The following is a 19,438-nucleotide window of genomic DNA, read 5'->3' as shown; positions in this document are numbered from 1 at the left end:
TCGCGGACAGAACGCTCGTCGCCGCGCGCCCCTTCTCCACCTCTCCGACGACCCCACTGATCTGGGAGACCCGCAAGCCCATGAACAACGAAGAAAAGCTCGTCGACTACCTCAAACGCGTCACCGTGGACCTGCAGAAGACCCGCCGGCGGCTAGCCGAGCTGGAGTCGGCGGCGCCCGAACCCGTCGCCGTCGTCGGCATGGCCTGCCGCTACCCGGGCGGCGTCGCCTCCCCCGACGACCTGTGGAACCTCGTCGCCGAGGGGCGCGACGCCATCACCGAGTGGCCCGCCGACCGCGGCTGGGACGTCGACGCCCTGTACGACCCCGAGCCGGGTCTGCCCGGCCGGACGTACACCAAGGAGGGCGGCTTCCTTGAGGGCGCGACCCGCTTCGACGCGGCGTTCTTCGGGATCTCGCCGCGCGAGGCCCTCGCCATGGACCCGCAGCACCGGGTGCTCCTGGAGACGGCCTGGGAGCTCTTCGAGAACGCGGGCATCGACCCGACGGCCCTGCGGGGCAGCAGCACCGGTGTCTTCGCCGGCATCGTCGAGCAGAGCTATCTGGGCCTCGACGGACCGGAGGAGTTCGAGGGATACCTCATGACGAGCAAACTGGGCAGTGTGGCCTCCGGCCGCATCGCCTACTCGTTCGGCCTCGAGGGGCCGGCCGTCTCGCTCGACACGGCCTGCTCGTCCTCGTTGGTCGCGCTGCACCTGGCCGTTCAGTCCGTACGCTCGGGCGAGTCGGCGCTCGCGGTCGCCGGCGGTGTCACGGTCAACGGCCACCCTGGGGGGTTCGTCGACTTCTCCCGGCAGAACGGCCTGTCCGCCGACGGCCGTTGCCGGTCCTTCGCCGCCTCGGCCGGCGGCACCGGCTGGTCCGAAGGAGTCGGCCTGGTCCTGGTCGAGAAGCTGTCCGACGCGCGCCGGAACGGGCATCGCGTCCTCGCGGTGATCCGGGGTTCCGCCGTGAACCAGGACGGCGCCTCCAACGGCCTGACCGCCCCCAACGGCCCTTCCCAGGAACGGGTCATCAAGGGGGCGCTCGCCGACGCCGGACTGACGACCGCCGACGTCGACATCGTCGAGGCGCACGGCACGGCGACCCGGCTCGGCGACCCGATCGAGGCACAGGCCCTCCTCGCCACGTACGGGCAGGGCCGCCCCGCCGACCGGCCGCTGCGCCTCGGCTCGCTCAAATCCAACATCGGGCACACCGTCGCCGCGGCCGGCGTCGGCGGCGTGATCAAGATGATCCAGGCCATGCGGCACGGGACCATGCCGAGGACGCTCCACGTCGACGAGCCCACGCCCGTGGTCGACTGGCGCGCGGGCGCCGTCGAACTCCTCACCGAGGAACGGGCCTGGCCCGAGCTCGACCGTCCGCGCCGGGCCGCGGTCTCGTCGTTCGGCGTCAGCGGCACCAACGCCCACGTCATCCTCGAAGAGGTGCCGGAGACGCCCACCGCCCCGGAGGAGGAGACGGCCGGCGGGCACGACACGCCCTGGGTGCTGTCCGCCAAGTCCCGCCCTGCCCTGCGGGATCAGGCGCGCCGCCTCGCGGAGCACCTCGCCGAGCGGCCCGAACTCACCGACCAGGACGTGGCGTTCTCGCTCGCGACGACCCGGGCCGCCCTCCCCGAGCGGGCGGCGGTCGTCGGCGCCGACCGGGAAGCCCGACTCGCGCGGCTCACGGCCCTCGCCGACGGCGCACCCGCCGCGGGCCTGGTGACGGGGACCGCGGGCCGGTCCGGCAAGACCGTGTTCCTCTTCCCCGGCCAGGGCTCGCAGTGGGCCGGCATGGCCGTGGACCTCATGGACACGTCCCCGGAGTTCGCGGCACGGATCGACGCCTGCGCCGAGGCGCTGGCCGAGTTCACCGACTGGTCGCTCCAGGACGTCCTGCGCGGAGCCGACGGCCGTGGAACCGACGGAACCGACGGAGCCGACGGCCGCGGAGTCGACGTCGCCGGAGTCGATGGCCGCGGAGCCGACGGCGCCCCCGGTCTGGAGCGAGTCGACGTCGTCCAGCCCGTCCTGTGGGCGGTGATGGTGTCCCTCGCCGAGCTGTGGCGCTCCCGGGGCGTGCGTCCCGAGGCCGTGGTCGGGCACTCGCAGGGCGAGATCGCGGCGGCGACCGTCGCCGGGGCGCTCACCCTCCGGGACGGCGCCCGCGTGGTGGCCCTGCGCAGCCAGGCGATCGGCCGGATCCTCGCCGGTCTCGGCGGCATGGTCTCCGTGGCCCTTCCCGCCTCGGAGGTCCGCGAGCGGACCGTTCCGTGGGAGGGCAGGATCCAGATCGCGGCCGTCAACGGCCCCCGCTCGGTGGTCGTCTCGGGCGAGAACGAGGCGCTCGACGAGTTCCTCGCGGACGCCCGGGCGGACGGGATCCGGGCCCGTCGCGTACCGGTCGACTACGCCTCGCACTCGGCGTACGTGGAGCTGCTCCAGGACGAACTGTCGTCCCTTCTCGCGGATGTGACTCCCCGACAGCCCCGGATTCCGATGCTGTCGACGGTGACCGGCGAGTGGGTCGAGGGGCCCGAACTGGACGCCGGCTACTGGTACCGCAACCTCCGGCAGACCGTCGAACTGGAGCGGGCCGTCCGTGCTCTCCTCGGCCAGGGCTTCGCCACCTTCGTGGAGGCCAGCGCGCATCCGGTGCTCGTGACCGGGGTCCAGGACATCGCCGAGGACGCCGGGCGCGACGCCGTCGTGATCGGCACGCTGCGGCGCGACGAGGGAGGCCAGGAGCGGTTCTGGACCTCGGCCGGCGAGGCGTACGTGCGGGGTGCCGCCCCCGACTGGGACGCGGTCTTCGCGGGCTCCGGGGCGCGGCGGGTCGACCTGCCGACGTACGCCTTCCAGCAGGACCGGTACTGGTACGAGCCGGTCTCGGCCGCCACGGACGCCGTGGGCCTGGGCCTGGACGCCGTCGGGCACCCCCTGCTGGGCGCGGCCGTCACCGTCGCGGGGCCGCACGGCGACGAGGCGCTCTTCACCAGCCGGATCACCCGGCACTCCCACCCCTGGCTGGCCGACCACGTCGTGGACGGGGCGACCGTCCTGCCGCCCGCCGCCCTCGTGGAACTGGCGGTGCGGGCCGGGGACGAGTTCGGCGCCACCGTCCTCGACGCGTTCTCCGTCGAGGCGCTGCCGAGGCTTGACCCCGGAGCCGGGCTGCGGGTGCAGGTCGGCGTGGGCGCGGCGGACGAGCGGGGACGGCGTACGGTCACGGTCCACACCCGGCCCGAGGCCGGTGACGTCACGTGGTCGCTCGCCGCGCGGGGCCAGGTCGGCGTGGACGCCTCCGAGCCGGACTTCGCGCTGGAGAGCTGGCCTCCCGCGGGGGCGACCGCGATCGACCTGGACGGAGCCTACGAACGACTCGCGGGAGACGGACCGGCCTACGGCCCCGGCTTCCGGGGCGTGATTGCAGCATGGCGGCGCGGCGACGACCTGTACGCCGAGGTCCACCTGCCGGAAGCGGGCCGTCACCGCGCACTGCCCGGCGACTTCGCCCTGCACCCCGCCCTCCTGGACGCCGCCCTGCACGCGGCGCCGCTGACGGACACGGCGCTGCCGACGGCCGAGGCGCAGCACGGCTCCGCCGAAGGTCCCGGTTCCCGGTCCGCGCGGCTTGTCGTCGCTTGGCGGGGAGTGCGCCTGCACGCCGCCGGCGCCTCCCTCGTCCGCGTACGTCTGACGCCCGCTGGTGACGGCACCCTTTCCGCGTACCTCGCCGACGCGACGGGCAGGCCCGTCGCCACGATCACCTCGCTGGGCTTCGGCTCCGCCGAGCCCCGCGTAGCCGCCGGGACGCGCGCGCACGACGCCCTCTTCGAGGTCGCCTGGGCGCCGGTCGGTCTCGAAGGAGCCCGGAACGGGACGGTGTCCTGGGGTGTACTCGGCGCCCCGTCGCCGCAGCTCGACGCCCTCCTGCCAGGCGCCCGGCACCTGCCCGACGTCCCGGCCGCCGGGGAGGCCGCGCGGTCCGGTGACGGGCAGCCGCTCCTCGCGGTGCTCGCCCCCGCCGGGGGTGCGCAGGGCGGGGTCCTGCCCGGCTCGGTCCACCGGGCCGCACGTCACGCGCTCGCCCTGGTCCAGAAGTGGCTGGCGGACGACCGGCTCGCCGGGACCAGGCTCGTGGTCCTCACCCGGGGCGCGGTCGCGACCCGGACCGAGGACGTGACGGACCTCGCGGCGTCCGCCGTCTGGGGGCTGCTGCGCTCGGCCCAGTCCGAACACCCCGGCCGCGTCGTGCTCGTCGACACCGACGGGTCTCCGGCCTCGGACGCCATGCTTCCGCTGATCTCCGGCGCCGGCGCCGGCGAGGCGCAACTGGCGCTCCGAGACGGACGGTTGCTCCGGCCGCGGATGCGCCGCGTCTCGACCACGACGGAGGGTCGTCCGTCGGGGTCCTGGAACCCTGAGGGTACGGTCCTGATCACCGGCGGCACCGGCTCGCTCGGAGCCCTCTTCGCGCGCCACCTGGTGGCCCGCCATGGGGTGAGGGACCTCCTCCTGACCAGTCGGCGCGGCGAACAGGCTGTCGGGGCTCAGGAATTGGCCGCCGAGCTCACGGAGCTCGGTGCCCGGGTGACGATCGCCGCCGCCGACGCCGCCGACCGGGAGGCGCTCGCGCGGGTCCTCGCCGACGTCCCGGCGGACCGCCCGCTGACCGGCGTCGTCCATCTGGCCGGCGTCCTGGACGACGGCCTGATCGCGGACCAGACGCCGGAGCGCCTGGACGCGGTGCTGCGGCCGAAGGCCGACGCCGCCTGGAACCTCCACGAGCTGACCCGCGGCCTCGACCTCTCGGCCTTCGTCCTGTTCTCCTCCCTCGCCGGCGTCATCGGCGGCGCCGGCCAGGCCCCGTACGCCGCGGCCAACGCCTTCCTCGACGGCCTCGCCGAGCACCGCGCGGCCCGCGGGCTGCCCGCGACGTCCGTCGCCTGGGGCCTGTGGGAGCAGTCCGGCGGCATGACCGGGGACCTGGACGAGGCGGACCTCCGGCGCATCGCCCGGGCCGGTTTCCGGCCCGTCACCGCCGAGCGCGGACCGGCGATCCTCGACGCCGCCCTCGCCCTGGCGCTGCCGGCCCTGGTCGGCACCCCGCTGGACGTGGCCGCCCTGCGGGAGAACCCCGGCCGGGCGCCGCTCCTGCTGTCCACGCTCGCCGGCACCCCCACCCGCGGCACCGCCCGGAACGCCGCCGACCCCGGCGCCGCCTCCGGCCGGGACCTGCGCGGGATGAGCGAGGCCGAACAGCTCGCGTACCTCCTCGGGGTCGTCCGGGCCGAGGCCGGCGCCGTACTCGGCCACCCCGACCCGGCGGGCATCGACGGTGACCGGCCCTTCCCGTCGCTCGGGTTCGACTCGCTGACCGCCGTCGAACTCCGGAACCGGCTCGACGACGTCGTGGGTGTCAGGCTCCCCGCCACGCTGGTCTTCGACCATCCGACGCCCGCGGCACTCGCCGCGTACCTCCGCACGGTCGCGCTGGAGGGCCAGGCGGAGAGCGCCCCCGGCCAGGCCGGGGCGCACGGCGAGGGCGGTGCCGCGCCGCACGCCGTGGACTTCGCGGCCGAGACCGTACTCCCCGAGGACATCAGGCCCGAGGGAGTCGTCACCCGCGTCGCCACCGACCCCACGGCGGTGTTCCTGACCGGGGCCACCGGCTTCCTCGGCGCCTTCGTCCTGCGCGACCTGCTGCGGACCACGGCCGCTCGCGTGCGGGTGCTCGTCCGCGGCGCGGACCGGGCGGAGGCGTGGGAGCGGCTGCGCGCCAACCTGGAGTGGTACCGCCTGGGGGAGGAGGTCGACGAGGGCCGGATCGACATCGTCGTCGGCGACCTCGCACGGCCCCTTCTCGGCCTCGACGAGGGGGAGTTCGACCGGCTGAGCCGGGAGACCGAGGTCGTCTACCACGTCGGCGCCTCGGTCAACTGGCTCCATCCGTACGAGGACGTGAAGGCGGCGAACGTCTCCGGCACGGTCGAGGTCCTGCGGCTCGCGGCCCGGCACCGTACGGTCCCCGTCCACTACGTGTCGACGACCGGGGTCTTCTCGGGCGCCGACAGCGGCGGCGCCGCGCTCGCGCCGGACGCGCCGACGGGCCCGGCGGAGTCGCTGCCCACCGGCTACGTCCAGAGCAAGTGGGTGTGCGAGCAGCTCATCGGGACGGCCCGGGAGAGGGGTCTTCCGGTCTCGGTGTACCGCGTCGACGTGATCTCGGGTGACCAGCGCAACGGGGCATGCCAGACACGGGACTTCGTCTGGCTGAGCCTCAAGGGCATCCTGCAGGCCGGCGCGGTCCCGGAGGGGATGGTCGGACCCGTCCACCTGATGCCGGTGGACTACGTCAGCGCCGCGATCCTCGCGATGTCGGGCAAGGAGGGCGCGGTGGGCCGGACGTTCCACCTCTACAACCCGAGCGAGCTGACACTCGCCGAAGCCGCCGACCACCTGCGGTCGTTCGGGTACCCGCTGGGTGAACTGGACCGGGACGAATGGCTGGAGCTCGTGCGCGCCGACCGGGGCAACGCGCTGGTGCCGCTGCTCGACGCCTTCGAGCTGCTGACCGCGGACAGTTCCGGTTTCTACCCGCCGATGGACATCGCCGACACGCTGGAGGTGCTCGCGGGCAGCGGAGTCCACTGCCCGCCCGTGACCAAGGAACTGTTCGGCAGGTACGTCGACTTCTTCACCGAGGTCGGCTACTTCCCGGCGGCACCGATGACCGAGGGGTGATCCGCGCCGGATCGGCGATTACCACGATTACCCCACGGTGGACGGGGGGTGGGGCGCCGCCGCATACGGTCGGCGTGCCCTCGGCCCCCCGTCTCAGCCGGAATCAACAAAGAACGCACCAACGAAGAGGGAGCAGTCATCACCATGACCACCACCGATCTCGACAACCTGGTCCTCACCGACGACGTGGAGCAGCAGAACCAGGCGTTCATCGACGCCTTCAACTCGGGCGACGGCGCCATCTTCGACCAGCTGTACCGCGACGACGCGATCTCGAACCTGTCGGGCCAGCCGCTGACGGGCGCGGAGCGCCGGCAGGGCATCATCGACCTGCTGAAGACCGGCCCCAAACTCGACTCGAAGGTCGTGCACAACTACGTCGCCGGTGACGTCTCGCTGGTGATCGTCGAATTCCGCCTCGACGTCGCCGACGAGCAGGGCGGGCGCCAGATCATCACGGGCACCTGCACCGACGTCATGCGGCGCACCGGCGACGACCGCTGGATCATGGCGATCGACCGTCCCCTCGCGGACGAGCTCCCGACCAAGTAGCCGCCCCCGGAACCCCGGAACCCACACACCCCCACCCGCCTGCCCCGGCCCCGAATCCCCCGCGGGGCCGGAACCAGGAGAGCCCCCCGTCCCCGTGGACGGGGGGTTCTCCGTGCTCTCAACGCTCTCCGGGCTCCTCGGGGAGCGGCCGTGCCTCGACGCTCTGGGCGGGTTCCTGGTGGCCGCCCGAGGCGAGGACGCGCACCTCACCGCGGTCGCTGATCTCCGCTCGGATGATGCCCGTCGCGTCGGCGTACACCGGATGGCCACCGGGCCCCGAGGAGAGGGTGCGCTCCACGATCACGACGTCCCGGGCCGAGCCCGTGCCGTCGGAGAACACCAGCTCGTACTTGAGTGTGTCCATTCACCCTATTTTACGCCGGATGTGCGAAGGGCGCCGCGTCGACCCCGCCCCCTCCGGCGTAAAACCGCTGGTTAGAGTGGTGATCGGTTGCGCCGCCGCATCAGGATCACGCGCATGACCGGGCCGACTGTCGATCACAGAGTCCCGTACGACCGTCTCCCCGACGACCCCTGCCCTGTCCTGTCCGGCCCACGGCCGCCCGCCCGGAAACACCGCATCACATGAGCACCGACGCCGTACCCCGTACCGAAACCGACCCCACGGACTCCGCCGCTCCCACGGACTCCGCGGGCCCCGCAGTCCTCACCCGCCCCCGCCTGCCCAGGATCGTCGGCCGGGCTCCGGCCCGGCCCGCGCCCGCGGCCGCGTTCCACAGCGTCACCGCGGCGACGGCCGCCCTGCTGGGACTGGTCGCGATCGGCGCCGCCATCCACGAGCCGGTACTGATACCGCCGCTGGCCGCCAGCGCCGCCCTGGTGCACTGCGCCCCCACACTCCCCCTGGCCCAGCCCCGCAGCGTGGTTGTCGGCCACCTGCTCGGGGCCGCCGCCGGATACGCGGTCGCGACCGCGGCGGGCGGCAGCACCTGGGCGGCCGCCGTCGCCGCCGGTGTCGCCCTCGCGCTGACGACGCTGGCCCGGACCCCGCACTCGCCGGCCTGCGCGACCGCCGTCGTCATCGTGCTCCAGTCGCCCGCGCCGGGCCGGTTCGTCCCGCTGCTCTTCGGCGCCACGATCCTGCTCGTGCTGACCGCGTTCACCGCGTCCCGCATCCGCCGCGGCGCACCGAAGTACCCCGCCTACTGGTGGTGAACGACCCACCGCCAGGCCGCTCCCAGGCCGTTGTCAGTGGGCGGGGATAGGTTCGTCCCTGTCGCGCCGCTCCGGCGTGAACATCCCTTTGACGTGCATGGGAGAGGTGTCTTGACGGTCTGGGAGACGTCGAGCGTGGCGCGGGTCGTACCGCCCGCGCGACCGCGGAAGCTCGCCAAGGTGCCGTTCGTCGAGCTGGCCGACGGGCGGTTGCAGGGTGTCGTGTCCAGCGGGTCCGACATAGGGCGCGTGTACGTGTCCTCGATCGCGGCCGGGACGTACGCGTTCGCGTGCAGCACCAACAACAACCGTCCCTGCGGCGGCGCGCGCGGCGCGTTCTGCAACCACATCCGGACGCTCGTCGCCGAGGCCGTCCTGCAGTACGGGGCCGAGCGTGTCGCCCGCTACCTGAAGGCCGAGACGCCCGGCGAGGAGCCCGACGCCCACGCGCTGGTCTCCGCGATGACCGCGACGCGCCCCGCCCAGGGCGACACCGCGGCGGCCGCCCCGGTGTTCAGCCGGTTCCTGCGGCACCTGGCCTACCTCGAACGGGAACCGGTGACGGTGCCGTTGCCCGAGATGCAGTGGTTCCCGCCGACGAGGGCGGTCGCCTGATGCGTACGGATCTGCTCTCCGACCCCGTGGACGGGCTCGACGAGGCACTCGCCGCCGTCGACGCCTTCGACCGGGTGCTCGTCGCCGGACTGCTCCGTCCGCAGCCCGCGCAGACCGACGGGCTCACCGCGCTCACGGACGCCGTCGTCGGGACGCCGCTGGCCTCCCGCGTCGCCGAGGCCGCCGAGAAGGCGGCGGCCGGCGCGGCGGGCGAGGAGCACTTCGTCGCCCTCGCCGCCGCCCGCACCGCCCTCATGGGCTCCGCGCACGACGCGCTCGTCGCCCGCGTCGGGGACGTCACGGGCCGACCCCGCGCGGAGGCGACCGCACCGGCCGCCGGAGGCGAGGGACCCGCCGCCAACGTCCTCGCGGCCGCCCGCGCCTGGCTCTGCGACATCGCCCGCGCCGGGTGGCAGGGCATCGACCACGAGCTGGTCGCCGGTGCCGCGCCCGTCGTCTCCGCGATGCTGCCGGACCCGCTGCTGAGGCGTCAGGCCACCCTGCTCGACGGTTTCGCCGCCGAGCTGGCCGCCTCCTGCCCGGGCGCCACCCTGGAGCGCGTCCCGGTGCGCCGCTGGGCCGACCTCTGGTCCCGCGCGCTGCTGCTGACCCTGCCGGGGGCCACCCGCGCCTCCTCGACGGCCACCGCGACCGGCCGTCTGCTGCCGCTCGGCGTGGACGTACAGGAGCACGCGACCGCCGTACAGGCCCAGGTCCACGCGGTGTTCGAGCCCGCCGACGGTGCGGCGCCACGCCTGGTGCGGGCCGCGGTGTCCGCGCCCAAGCCGGACACCGTCGTCGGCGCCGGACTCTGGCAGCTGCTCCGCCCGCGGATGTCGCTCCTGGCCGCCGTGAGCGAGGGCCGCTCCATGGAGGTCGACGCCATGCCCGTCACCGCCGAGGGCGACCTCGTCTGGGACGACGAGCGGGCCCGCGCGGGGGAGCCCGCCGACCCGTTCGCCACCGCCCGGGTGATCCTGTCCACCGCCTCCGACCCGGTGACCGTCCCGCTGGACCGTCACCCGGTCCGGATCGCCGTTCCCGTCCTCGTCGAGGGGTACGCGGTGGAGCACGACGACGGGGCGACGGCGTTCGCGGTCGCCGGGCACCGGATGGCCGTCGACACCGACCGCGCCCCCGTGGCCGGTCCGCTCACCCCGGAGGCGGTCGCCGCGTCCGGCGCGTGCATCGGACTTCTCCGCTGGGACGCCGGAGCGTTCGTCCTCCAGCCGCTCGCCGTCGAGACGACCGTGCGGAAGAAGACCGTCGCCGTCCACGCGGGTGCCTGGGCCGGAGGCACCACCGACAAGGTGGGCGTCCGGGCGGAGAAGGCGGCCACGGACTCCGTCGCCGTCCTGCGCGAACGAGCCGGAAGGCTGCTGCGGAAATGACCGACAGCACCGCCCCCGTCCCCGACGTCGCCGACTCCGACGACAACCGCCGTCAGGTCCTCTACTGGCGTCTCCTCGCCCGGCTCTTCGACCACGAGGAGCAGCCCGCACTGGAGTCCGCGAGCCTCGCCGTCGTCGAGGACATCGGCCTCCCGTCGGCGCTGCTCGACCCGGGCGCGTCCGTCGACTCCGTCGTCCAGCGCCATCCGGAGCTGGCCGACGAGTTCGACGGCCTGATGACCCCGGAGCCCGAACCGGACGACGCCCGCGACCGGGCAGCCGAGGTGCGGCGCGCCGCCCTCGCGTCGAAGGTCCTGCTCAATGTCTTCTCCACCGGTTCCGGCACGGTCTCCGCCGGTCAGCTGGCTCGCTGGCAGTCGGACGCCGGCTGGCTGGAGCGCGCGCTCGGCTGCCCGCCCGGCGGGCTGCGCGGCGGCCGGGCGGCCGGAGCGGGACTCACCGGTGGCGGTCTCGGCGCCGAACTCGGCGCCGTCGAGGCCGATCTGGTCCAGCGCATGCACCTGCGCGAGGTGCTGGCCGATCCCGCGCTCGCGGCCAAGCTCACCCCGAGCATGTCCCTGATCGAGCAGCTCCTGCGCGACAAGGGCAATCTCTCCGGCATCGCCCTGGCCAACGCCAAGTCCCTCATCCGGCGTTACGTCGACGAGGTCGCCGAGGTCCTGCGCACGCAGGTGGAGAAGGCGACCGTCGGCGAGCTGGACCGCTCCGTCCCGCCCAAGCGGATCTTCCGGAACCTCGACATCGACCGCACCATCTGGAAGAACCTCACCAACTGGAGCCCGGAGGAGGAGCGTCTCTACGTCGACCGCCTCTACTACCGGCACACCGTCCGCAGGACCACGCCCCAGCGGCTGGTCGTCGTCGTCGACCAGTCCGGTTCCATGGTCGACTCGATGGTCAACTGCACCATCCTGGCCTCGATCTTCGCCGGACTGCCGAAGGTGGACGTCCACCTCATCGCGTACGACACCCGAGCCATCGACCTCACTCCCTGGGTGCACGACCCGTTCGACGTCCTGCTCCGCACCAACCTCGGCGGCGGCAACGACGGGCCGGTCGCCATGGCCATGGCCCGGCCGAAGATCGCCGAACCCAAGAACACCGTCATGGTGTGGATCTCCGACTTCTACGAGTTCGACCGCTCGCAGCCGCTCTTCGAGGGCATCGAGGCGGTCCACCGGTCCGGCGTGCGGTTCATCCCCGTCGGCTCGGTGACCAGCTCCGGACGGCAGGAGGTCAACCCCTGGTTCCGCGAGCGGTTCAAGGCGCTCGGCACCCCGGTGGTCTCCGGCCACATCGACAAGCTCGTCCACGAACTCAAGACCTTCCTCACCTGAGAGGCCCTTCGCATGTCCGACCTGCTCCGCGCTCCCGCCGAGATCAAGTACGCCGAGGAACTCGACTGGCTGGAGTCGATCGACGACAACCCCAAGCCGTTCTCCTGGCGCCTGTCCCCGAAGATGGTCCGCCTCTTCATCCTCGGCTCCGAGCGCGCCGACGGCCTCGACCGGGAGGTGACGCAGAAGTGGTTCGGCGACCGCAGCATCGTCGAGCGCTCCATCGTCACCCTCGCCTCCGACCGTGGCCTGCTGCTCATCGGCGACCCCGGCACCGGCAAGAGCTGGCTCGCCGAGCTCCTCTCGGCCGCGCTCAGCCGCAACTCCACGCTCGTGGTGCAGGGCACCGCCGGCACCACCGAGGACCACATCAAGTACTCCTGGAACGTGTCCATGGTCATCGCCAAGGGCCAGTCACGGGAGTCGATGATCCCCTCACCGATCATGACCGCGATGGAGACCGGCACCATCGGCCGCTTCGAGGAGCTGACCCGCTCCACCAGCGACGTCCAGGACGCGCTCATCTCGATCCTCTCCGAGAAGTACGTCTCCGTCCCCGAGCTGGAGAGCGACGGCGGCGGTGACAACATCGTCTTCGCCAAGCCCGGCTTCTCCATCATCGCCACCGCCAACAGCCGCGACCGCGGTGTCAACGACCTGTCCTCCGCGCTCAAGCGCCGCTTCAACTTCGTCCGCATCCCGGTCGTGACGAACAAGAAGAGCGAGGCCGAGATCGTCCGGTTCCGCACCGAGGAGCTCCTGCGCCGGCACCAGATCGACCTGGACGTGCCGCCCACCCTCCTCGACGTCCTCCTCCAGAGCTTCGCCGATCTCCGCGCCTCCGCGGCGGCGGCGGGCAGCGACGACGAGAAGCTGGAGTCCGCGCTGTCCACCGCCGAACAGATCGGCGTACTGGAAGACGCCGTCCTCCACAGCAACTTCTTCGGCGAGCGCGCCCTGACCGCCCGTACCCTCGCCTCCTCGCTCGTCGGCTCCCTCGCGCGCCGCGAGCCCGAGGACCTCGCCATCCTCAACAAGTACCTGCACGGCGTCGTCGAGCCGCGCGGCAAGGCGGAAGGCGGCTCCTGGCCCGAGTTCCTGGAGGGCGGCCGCGACGCGATCGCCAAGCTGGCATGAGCGCGGCCCCCGAGACCCCGTTCGCCGCACTACGGGGCCAACTCCACGAAGCGGCCTCCGAGTTCGCCGGTGGAGGGGACGCCCTGGAAGGCATCCTCCTCGGCATGGTCGACGACGTCGACCGGGCAGCGGGCGAACCGCTGGAGATCTTCCCCGTCTGCCACCACTCGCCCGCGTCCGCGCTCGCCATGGCCCGCCGACTGCGCGAGAAGCAGCCGAAGGTCGTGTACCTGGAGCTGTGCGAGGACATGGCGCCGCTCCTGACCGAGCTGCGCAACTGCCGACTGCCCGTCGCCGTCCAGGCGTTCGCCAGCGACATCGACGGCTTCCCGTCCGACTGGGCCCCGCTGTCCGTCGTCGCGCCGATCACCGAGGCCTCCGCCGAATACCAGGCCATCGCGTACGCCCTCGACACCCCCGGCGTCGAACTGGTCCTCGTCGACCGCTCCTCCGACCACGTCTTCCAGTGGGACGCCCGGCACGACCGGGAGGGCGAGAGCGCCGCGGGCACGGTGGCCCCGAGCGCGAAGCCCGCGGAGACCGAGGCGGAGGCGGCGCTCCACGGCGAGGCCGTCGGCGTCGAGATCGGCGACCTGCGGCCGCGCTTCGCCGAGCTGGAGGAGCACCTGCTCCGCCACGGCAAGGTCCGCCACTGGTCGGAGTGGTGGCACCAGTACGTCGAGGTACCGCTCGGCGACAGCGATCACGACACCTACCGCCAGGTGATGTTCCTCATCGGCAGCCTCTTCCGGCGGCTCGCCCCGGGCGACGGGGACCGGGTGCGCGTCGACGAGGACCGCGAGCGGTACATGTGGACCCGGATGCGGGAGCACCTGGCCGCGACCGGCACCGACCCGGCGGACTGTCTGTACGTGTGCGGCGCCTTCCACGCCGCGAGCCGTGTCGACGAGTTCGGCGTGGACGGCACCACCGGCACCGACGGCACCACCGGCTTCACCATCTCCCCGCGGACCGCCACCACCTGGCAGTACGGGCTGATCCCGTCCAGCCACACCGCGATCGAGGCGCAGTTCGGTCTCGCCTCCGGATCGGTGTCGATCGCCGCGACGCAGTGGGCGAAGAACCTCAAGCGCACCCGGGTGAAGCCGTACCGCCTGGAAGGCCAGGCCGGTACGAAGAAGCCGACTCCCGCGAAGGCGGTCGCGAAGACGCCCGTGAGGGCCGCCGCTCCTGTCGTGCCCGTGGGCGCGGACGACCGGCTCTCCGGCTTCCTGCGCCGGCCGCCGGTCGTCGACACCCTGGACGAGGCCGAACTGCTCGGCTGGTCCGTGGACATCGTCCGCGCGGCCCGCCGCAGCGGCTACCTGGCCTCGACCGCCGACGCGATCGCCGTCTTCGAGACGTCGATCCTGCTGGCCGGCATGCGGGACCGGGCCAAGCCGACGCCGTACGACTTCCAGGACGCGGCCGTCACCTGCATCGAGAAGGACTCGGTGCCGGGGCGCCGGGACGTGCGCCGCCTCGTCGAGATCATGATGGGCGGCGACCGGATCGGCCAGGTCGGCTACGACGCGCTGCCGCCCCTCGCGCGCGACGTGCACGACCGGCTGGCACCGCTGGAGCTGAACCTCCAGCAGCGCGGCGTGCGGCGCGCCCTCCTCGACATGGCGTCCGAGCCGGACCTCCGGGCCTGCTCCGACGTCCTGTGGATGCTGCGCCGTCTGATGCCGCCCGGCGCCGCCCGGCCCATCATGGGAGAGCGGCGGCTCGGCGAGCGGTCGATCCAGGAGTCGTGGGACCTGTCCCTCGGCACCCACCAGCGGGCGCTCATCGAGCTCGGTTACGAGGGTGTGAGCCTCGAACAGGTCCTGGAGCAGCGTCTGCGACGCACCGCGCACGGGCCACAGGCGACGACCGCGCAGGTCCTGGCGGCCGTCGAGGACGCGACGCTGTACCTCGGCGGCCGGCGTCTCGCCGACGAGCTGGGCACCCGGGCCCTGGAGGTCCTGGCGGCCGAGCGCACGGTGGACGGGGCGCCGGAGGTGCTGCGCCGGGTGCGCGGCCTCCTCGCGTACTACCGGACGAGCGAAGCGGTGCTGCCGCCGTGGATCGAGTCGTTCGTCAGAACCGGCTACGCGCACTACTGCACCCTGCTGCCGACCGCCTTCCGGGACGAGGAGGCGACGGCCGGGCAGGTGGCCGCGATGCTGGGCTTCCTGTTCAGCATGGAGAGCCTGGCGCTCTCCCTGGGATGCGACCGGACGCAGCTCGAACTGTCGGTCGCGCAGTCGCACCCGCAGGACCCGGCGAAGACGGCACTGCTGTGGGCGGCGCAGGTGCAGCTCGGCACGCTGTCCCGAGCGGAGCTGCGGGCCCGTTGCGACGAGCTCCTCGGCAACCCGCTGGTGGTGCCCTCGTACCCGCGTTACCTCAGCGGCTTCGTCCACGCGCTGGAACCGGTGCAGGGACTCGCGGACGTCGTGGTGGAGGCCGTGTCGAACGCCTTCGGGCGACTGCCGGACGCCGTCCTGCTGCCGTGGCTGCCGGTGCTCATCACGACGCTCCGGTCGAACGCGGCGGAGCTGGCGCCGCTGCTCATCCGCGAGGCGGGCCGGATCTTCCCGGCCCGGCTCGCCGCCCTGGACGCCTGGGTCCCGCCGTGGCGGCAGCAACCGGCCACCCCCTCGGCGGCCCGCGGCCGCCCACACCCCACGGCCCCAGAGGGCGCGAAGCTGCTGCCGGCGCACCCCGACACCTGCGACGCGCTCGCAGAGCTGCTGGGCTGCACGGACGGCTGGACGCCCACGGACGGAACGCCGTCGCACCCGCAGGGCGCGGCCCTGCTGCCCGCGCACCCGGATACCTGCGACGCGGTGGCGGATCTGCTGGGCTGCGAGGAGGGCTGGACCCACACGGGCCCAGCCCCACACCACCCGACCCTGACGGACCTTCACCCGGATACGGCAGAAGCGGTGGCGTCCCTCCTCACGGCGTCATGTCCTTAGCGGACTCGGCGCCCGCGGGCCCGCCCTGGGAAGGGACGGAGGGGCGGACGAACTGACGGGCCTGGAGTTCGTACGCCTCGCGGAAGGCACCCGTGCCGGTGGCGGGGTCCATGAGTTCCGCGAAGGTCCCGGCCTCCACGACCCGGCCCTCCTCCATCACGTAGATGAGGTCAGCGTGGGCCACGCTGTGCAGGCGGTGGGTGATCAGGATCGTGGTCTGGCCGGTGCCGGCGAGGCGGTGGATCTGGTCGAAGACCCGCTGCTCGGCGGCCGGGTCGAGGGCGCTCGTCGGTTCGTCCACGATCAGGACCTGGCCCTCGCGGTACCGCGCCCGGGCGAGGCCGATCTTCTGCCACTGCCCGCCCGAGATCTCCTGGCCGCCCCGGTAGCCGCGGGCCAGGAGCGTGTCCAGACCCCGGGGGAGCCCCTTGACGACGTCGTCCGCCCCCGCGTACGCCGCCGCGTCCCCGATCGGCGCGTCGTCGAGCGGCCCCCCGGGCCGGCCGATGCCGATGTTGACGCGGGCGGTGAAGGGCCAGCGGTGGAAGTTCTGCGCGACCATCGCGACACGGTCGAAGACCTGCGCCCGGCAGGCCCGTGCCGCGTCGACCCCGCCCCAGGTCACCCGGCCGTCGTCCGGGAGGTAGAGCCCGCAGAGCAGGCGGGTGACCGTGGTCTTGCCCGAGCCGTTCCTGCCGACGAAGGCGACGGTCCTGCCCCGGGGGATGACCAGGTCGACCTCGCTCAGGGACGGCTTCTCCGCCCCCGGATAGGTGAAGGTGACCTTCTCGAACCGGATCTCGTCGACCTCCTCGGGAAGGTCCTCCCCGGTGGTGGGGATCTCGCGGCGGACCGCCTCCTCGCAGAGGGTCTCCAGATCGGCTACGAACAGCGATTCCTCCTGCACGTCGGTGACCCGCAGCACCAGATCAGTGATGCTCGCCGAACCCGTACGGATCGCGAGGACGGCCGTGCCGCCGACGGCGAGCGCCATGTGTCCGTCCCACAGGAGCAGCCCGAGCACGGCGTACGTGCCGACGGTGGCCAGTCCGCGCGCCGCGTCCGCCGTCAGGCCCGTCCGGGCACCGATCCACGCCAGCCGGGTCTGTTCCCGCTCGCTGGTCTCCGCCATGCCCCGGAAGTGCTCGAGCAGGAACGGACCGACGTCGTGGACCCGGACCTCGCCCGCCGCCTGCTGGTCGATCAGGAGCCGGCTGATCAGCTGCGCGGCCCGCGCGTGCTGCACGAACCGGTGCCAGCTCACGTACCGCGCCCGCGCCATCGTCAGCGAACTCCACGCGCTCGGCAGCGCCATGGCGATCAGCAGGGGCAGCAGCAAGGGGTGCAGGACGGTGAGGACGCCGGCGGCCGCGACGAGCGAGATCGCCGAGGTGACCACGGCCGTGCAGTACCCGACCATCCGGCGCGACGACTCCGCACCCCACTGGGCGGAGTCCATCAGCTTGTGGAAGGCGTCGTCCTCGATGGCCTCCAGCTCGACCCGCGCGACCAGCCCCAAGTACCGCTCCGTGGCGACCCGTTGCACCTTGGGCTCCAGGATCCCGGTCGCCGCCGCGGAGGCCGACTTCCCCGCCGAGGCGAACACCGCGAGGACGGCGACGACGACGAGGGAGGGCAGGGCGGAGCGCAGTCGCTCGACGGTGCTGCCCTGGGCGAGGAGCTCGACCAGGATCGCGTTCACGGCGATCAGCGACACCGCCTGGGTGACACCCCGCCCGAACTCGGCTGCCACGACCGTGTACAGAGCCCGGCGGTCGGCCTCGCGGGCCAGCCGCACGGCGATCCCGACCTGCCGGGGGAGCGAGAGCGCCATGGCGCGCAGGCTCAGCTTCAGCCAGACGCCGTGGTGCCGGCCCCAGCCGAAGTCGTACGCGAGCTCGCCGCCGAACAGCAGCCGTTCGGAAGCGGAGGGGCCGCCGTCGGCCGTGTCCTGATCGGGTGGGGTGGGTGTCGTCGGCGGGGTGGGGGAGGGATGCATGGTGTCCTCCGTCGCTGAGCCGTCCGGGTGTCGCCCGGATGTCATGCGGCTCAACGAAACGGCGGCAATGTCGAACACGCGTCTTTCGGACGTGTCGCGATCCGCATGGCAGAGCGAGAACCCGAGCGTGCCGGGTACACCGACCCGTGCCGGAGGAGGGCCGTGCCCCGAGGTGCGCATGGCCGAAACGCCGAGGGCGGGCGCGCCCTCGCGCGCCCGCCCGTGCCCATCCGCCCCCTACCGCCGGCCGCCCTCCGGAGCCCGGCCGAGTGCGCGGACGGCCGGGACGCAGAGCATGACTCCGAGGAACACGACACCCACCACGGCGGAGAACAGCAGCACCCGGTCGGCGCCGAAGGTCTCCGCCGCCGGGCCGGCCAGGGCCCGGCCCAGCGGGATCACCATGATGGAGCCGGCGATGTCGTAGGCGGAGACGCGGCTGAGGACGGCCAGCGGGATGTGGGTCTGCACGCTGGTCGCCCACATGACTCCCCAGAAGGCGAAGCCGCAGCCGGCCACGACGCCGGTGACCGCCGTGAGCGTGAACGACCAGCCGAGAGCGGGAGCCAGGGGGTTGAGCGAGAAGAAGACCATGGCGAGGGCGCCCGCGACGAGCGGACGGCGAGGCTTGACGCGCATGCCGAGCAGCCCGCCGACGATCGTGCCGGCCCCGTCGGCGGAGGCGATCCAGCCGTAGCCGCTCGCCCCGTGCTGTTCGGTGAGCAGGGCGGCGCCCAGCGGCAGGGCCGGTCCGAAGACGAACAGGCCGTAGACCGCCCAGACGGCGATGACGCCCCACAGCCAGGACCGGGACCGGAACTCGTGCCAGCCCGTGGCCAGCCTCTGCCACAGCGGGTCGGCGCTGTCGTCCTTGGCGGTGCTCAGCTTCCGCAGCGGCGCGAGACCCAGCGCGCTGAGCGCGAAGGCCGCCGCGATGACCAGGAAGGATCCCGCCATGTCCCAGTAGGCGACGAGGAGGCCCGCGAGACCGGGGCCGAGCAGGGTGCAGATCGCCTCGGAGATCCGCAGGAGGGCGTTGGCCCGCTGGATGTCCTCGGCGACCTGGGGGACCATGCTCGCCAGGCCGGGCTGGAACATGGCCGTCGCCGCGCCGCTGAGCGCGAGCAGCGCCATGATGTGCCAGAGCCGCACCCCACCCGAGGCGAGGAGCGCCGCGAGCGCCAGCATGGCGACCAGGCGCACCACGTCGGCGCCGACCATCATCACCTGCGGGGTGAACCGGTCGGCGAGGACGCCGCCGACGAGGACCAGCAGGACGATCGGCGCCATCCACGCGGCCAGCGCGTAACCGACGCCACTGGCACCGTAGCCCGCACCGAGGACGGCGGTCGTGAGGGAGACCATCAGCATGCCGTCGGCGAGCAGCGACGCGCTGCGGGCCGTGAAGAACAGCCGGAAGCGGCTCGACCGCCACGGGCTGGGAAGCGGGTCCGGCTTCTGCCGGACGGTCACACCATCGGTATCCATC

General features: G+C 73.3%; 11 protein-coding genes. 8 read left to right on the top strand and 3 right to left on the bottom strand.

Translation table 11 applies throughout. The annotated features are described in order from the left end of the window. Positions 1–80 precede the first annotated feature (80 nt). Together ACIBG6_RS32060 and ACIBG6_RS32055 are read left to right on the top strand one after the other, a co-directional pair. Positions 81–6,755 (top strand): type I polyketide synthase, encoded by a 6,675-nt coding sequence (locus tag ACIBG6_RS32060; RefSeq protein WP_399226219.1) that lies wholly within the window; start codon positions 81–83, stop codon positions 6,753–6,755. Between the two features lie 144 nt (positions 6,756–6,899). Further along, complete coding sequence (locus tag ACIBG6_RS32055; RefSeq protein WP_399226217.1) at positions 6,900–7,307, top strand: YybH family protein; 408 nt, start codon at positions 6,900–6,902, stop codon at positions 7,305–7,307. 118 nt (positions 7,308–7,425) lie between these two features. Here the strand turns inward: ACIBG6_RS32055 and ACIBG6_RS32050 are convergent, their stop codons facing one another. Then, a complete protein-coding gene (locus ACIBG6_RS32050; protein ID WP_399226216.1) occupies positions 7,426–7,671 on the bottom strand; it encodes a DUF6296 family protein in 246 nt (81 codons plus the stop codon). A 221-nt stretch (positions 7,672–7,892) separates the two neighbouring features. On the opposite strand from ACIBG6_RS32050, the gene ACIBG6_RS32045 reads away from it, so the two are divergent. From ACIBG6_RS32045 to ACIBG6_RS32020, 6 genes are all read left to right on the top strand, one after another. Beyond that, positions 7,893–8,483 (top strand): HPP family protein, encoded by a 591-nt coding sequence (locus ACIBG6_RS32045; RefSeq protein WP_399226215.1) that lies wholly within the window; start codon positions 7,893–7,895, stop codon positions 8,481–8,483. A gap of 111 nt (positions 8,484–8,594) precedes the next feature. Then, positions 8,595–9,098 (top strand): hypothetical protein, encoded by a 504-nt coding sequence (locus ACIBG6_RS32040; RefSeq protein ID WP_399226213.1) that lies wholly within the window; start codon positions 8,595–8,597, stop codon positions 9,096–9,098. Next, a complete protein-coding gene (locus tag ACIBG6_RS32035) occupies positions 9,098–10,489 on the top strand; it encodes a hypothetical protein (protein ID WP_399226212.1) in 1,392 nt (463 codons plus the stop codon). The genes ACIBG6_RS32040 and ACIBG6_RS32035 overlap by 1 nt, the downstream gene beginning before the upstream one ends. After that, entirely contained in the window at positions 10,486–11,847 is a 1,362-nt protein-coding gene (locus ACIBG6_RS32030; protein ID WP_399226211.1) for a VWA domain-containing protein, read from the top strand. The genes ACIBG6_RS32035 and ACIBG6_RS32030 overlap by 4 nt, the downstream gene beginning before the upstream one ends. Positions 11,848–11,859: 12 nt before the next feature. Beyond that, on the top strand, positions 11,860–12,984 hold the full coding sequence (locus tag ACIBG6_RS32025; RefSeq protein ID WP_329619717.1) for an AAA family ATPase: 1,125 nt from the start codon (positions 11,860–11,862) through the stop codon (positions 12,982–12,984). Continuing rightward, a complete protein-coding gene (locus ACIBG6_RS32020; RefSeq protein WP_399226210.1) occupies positions 12,981–15,950 on the top strand; it encodes a hypothetical protein in 2,970 nt (989 codons plus the stop codon). The genes ACIBG6_RS32025 and ACIBG6_RS32020 overlap by 4 nt, the downstream gene beginning before the upstream one ends. Here the strand turns inward: ACIBG6_RS32020 and ACIBG6_RS32015 are convergent. After that, positions 15,931–17,949: an ATP-binding cassette domain-containing protein gene (locus tag ACIBG6_RS32015; RefSeq protein ID WP_399226209.1), complete on the bottom strand. Its 2,019-nt coding sequence runs from the start codon at positions 17,947–17,949 to the stop codon at positions 15,931–15,933. The genes ACIBG6_RS32020 and ACIBG6_RS32015 overlap by 20 nt on opposite strands. 237 nt (positions 17,950–18,186) lie before the next feature. After that, positions 18,187–19,437 carry an MFS transporter gene (locus ACIBG6_RS32010; RefSeq protein ID WP_399226359.1) on the bottom strand — a complete coding sequence of 417 codons (1,251 nt, stop codon included), beginning with the start codon at positions 19,435–19,437 and terminating at the stop codon, positions 18,187–18,189. Between the last annotated feature and the right edge of the window lies 1 nt (position 19,438).

The organism is Streptomyces sp. NPDC050842, from assembly GCF_044456565.1.
GTDB lineage: Bacteria > Actinomycetota > Actinomycetes > Streptomycetales > Streptomycetaceae > Streptomyces.
The sequence above is the reverse complement of the archived record's forward strand: the minus strand, read 5'-3'. Positions and strand labels throughout refer to the sequence as shown.

Coding starts and splice junctions, on each gene's coding strand:
- ACIBG6_RS32060 (WP_399226219.1), top strand. CDS start 81: ATGAACAACGAAGAAAAGCTCGTCGACTACCTCAAACGCGTCACCGTG.
- ACIBG6_RS32055 (WP_399226217.1), top strand. CDS start 6,900: ATGACCACCACCGATCTCGACAACCTGGTCCTCACCGACGACGTGGAG.
- ACIBG6_RS32050 (WP_399226216.1), bottom strand. CDS start 7,671: ATGGACACACTCAAGTACGAGCTGGTGTTCTCCGACGGCACGGGCTCG.
- ACIBG6_RS32045 (WP_399226215.1), top strand. CDS start 7,893: ATGAGCACCGACGCCGTACCCCGTACCGAAACCGACCCCACGGACTCC.
- ACIBG6_RS32035 (WP_399226212.1), top strand. CDS start 9,098: ATGCGTACGGATCTGCTCTCCGACCCCGTGGACGGGCTCGACGAGGCA.
- ACIBG6_RS32030 (WP_399226211.1), top strand. CDS start 10,486: ATGACCGACAGCACCGCCCCCGTCCCCGACGTCGCCGACTCCGACGAC.
- ACIBG6_RS32025 (WP_329619717.1), top strand. CDS start 11,860: ATGTCCGACCTGCTCCGCGCTCCCGCCGAGATCAAGTACGCCGAGGAA.
- ACIBG6_RS32020 (WP_399226210.1), top strand. CDS start 12,981: ATGAGCGCGGCCCCCGAGACCCCGTTCGCCGCACTACGGGGCCAACTC.
- ACIBG6_RS32015 (WP_399226209.1), bottom strand. CDS start 17,949: ATGCATCCCTCCCCCACCCCGCCGACGACACCCACCCCACCCGATCAG.
- ACIBG6_RS32010 (WP_399226359.1), bottom strand. CDS start 19,437: ATGGATACCGATGGTGTGACCGTCCGGCAGAAGCCGGACCCGCTTCCC.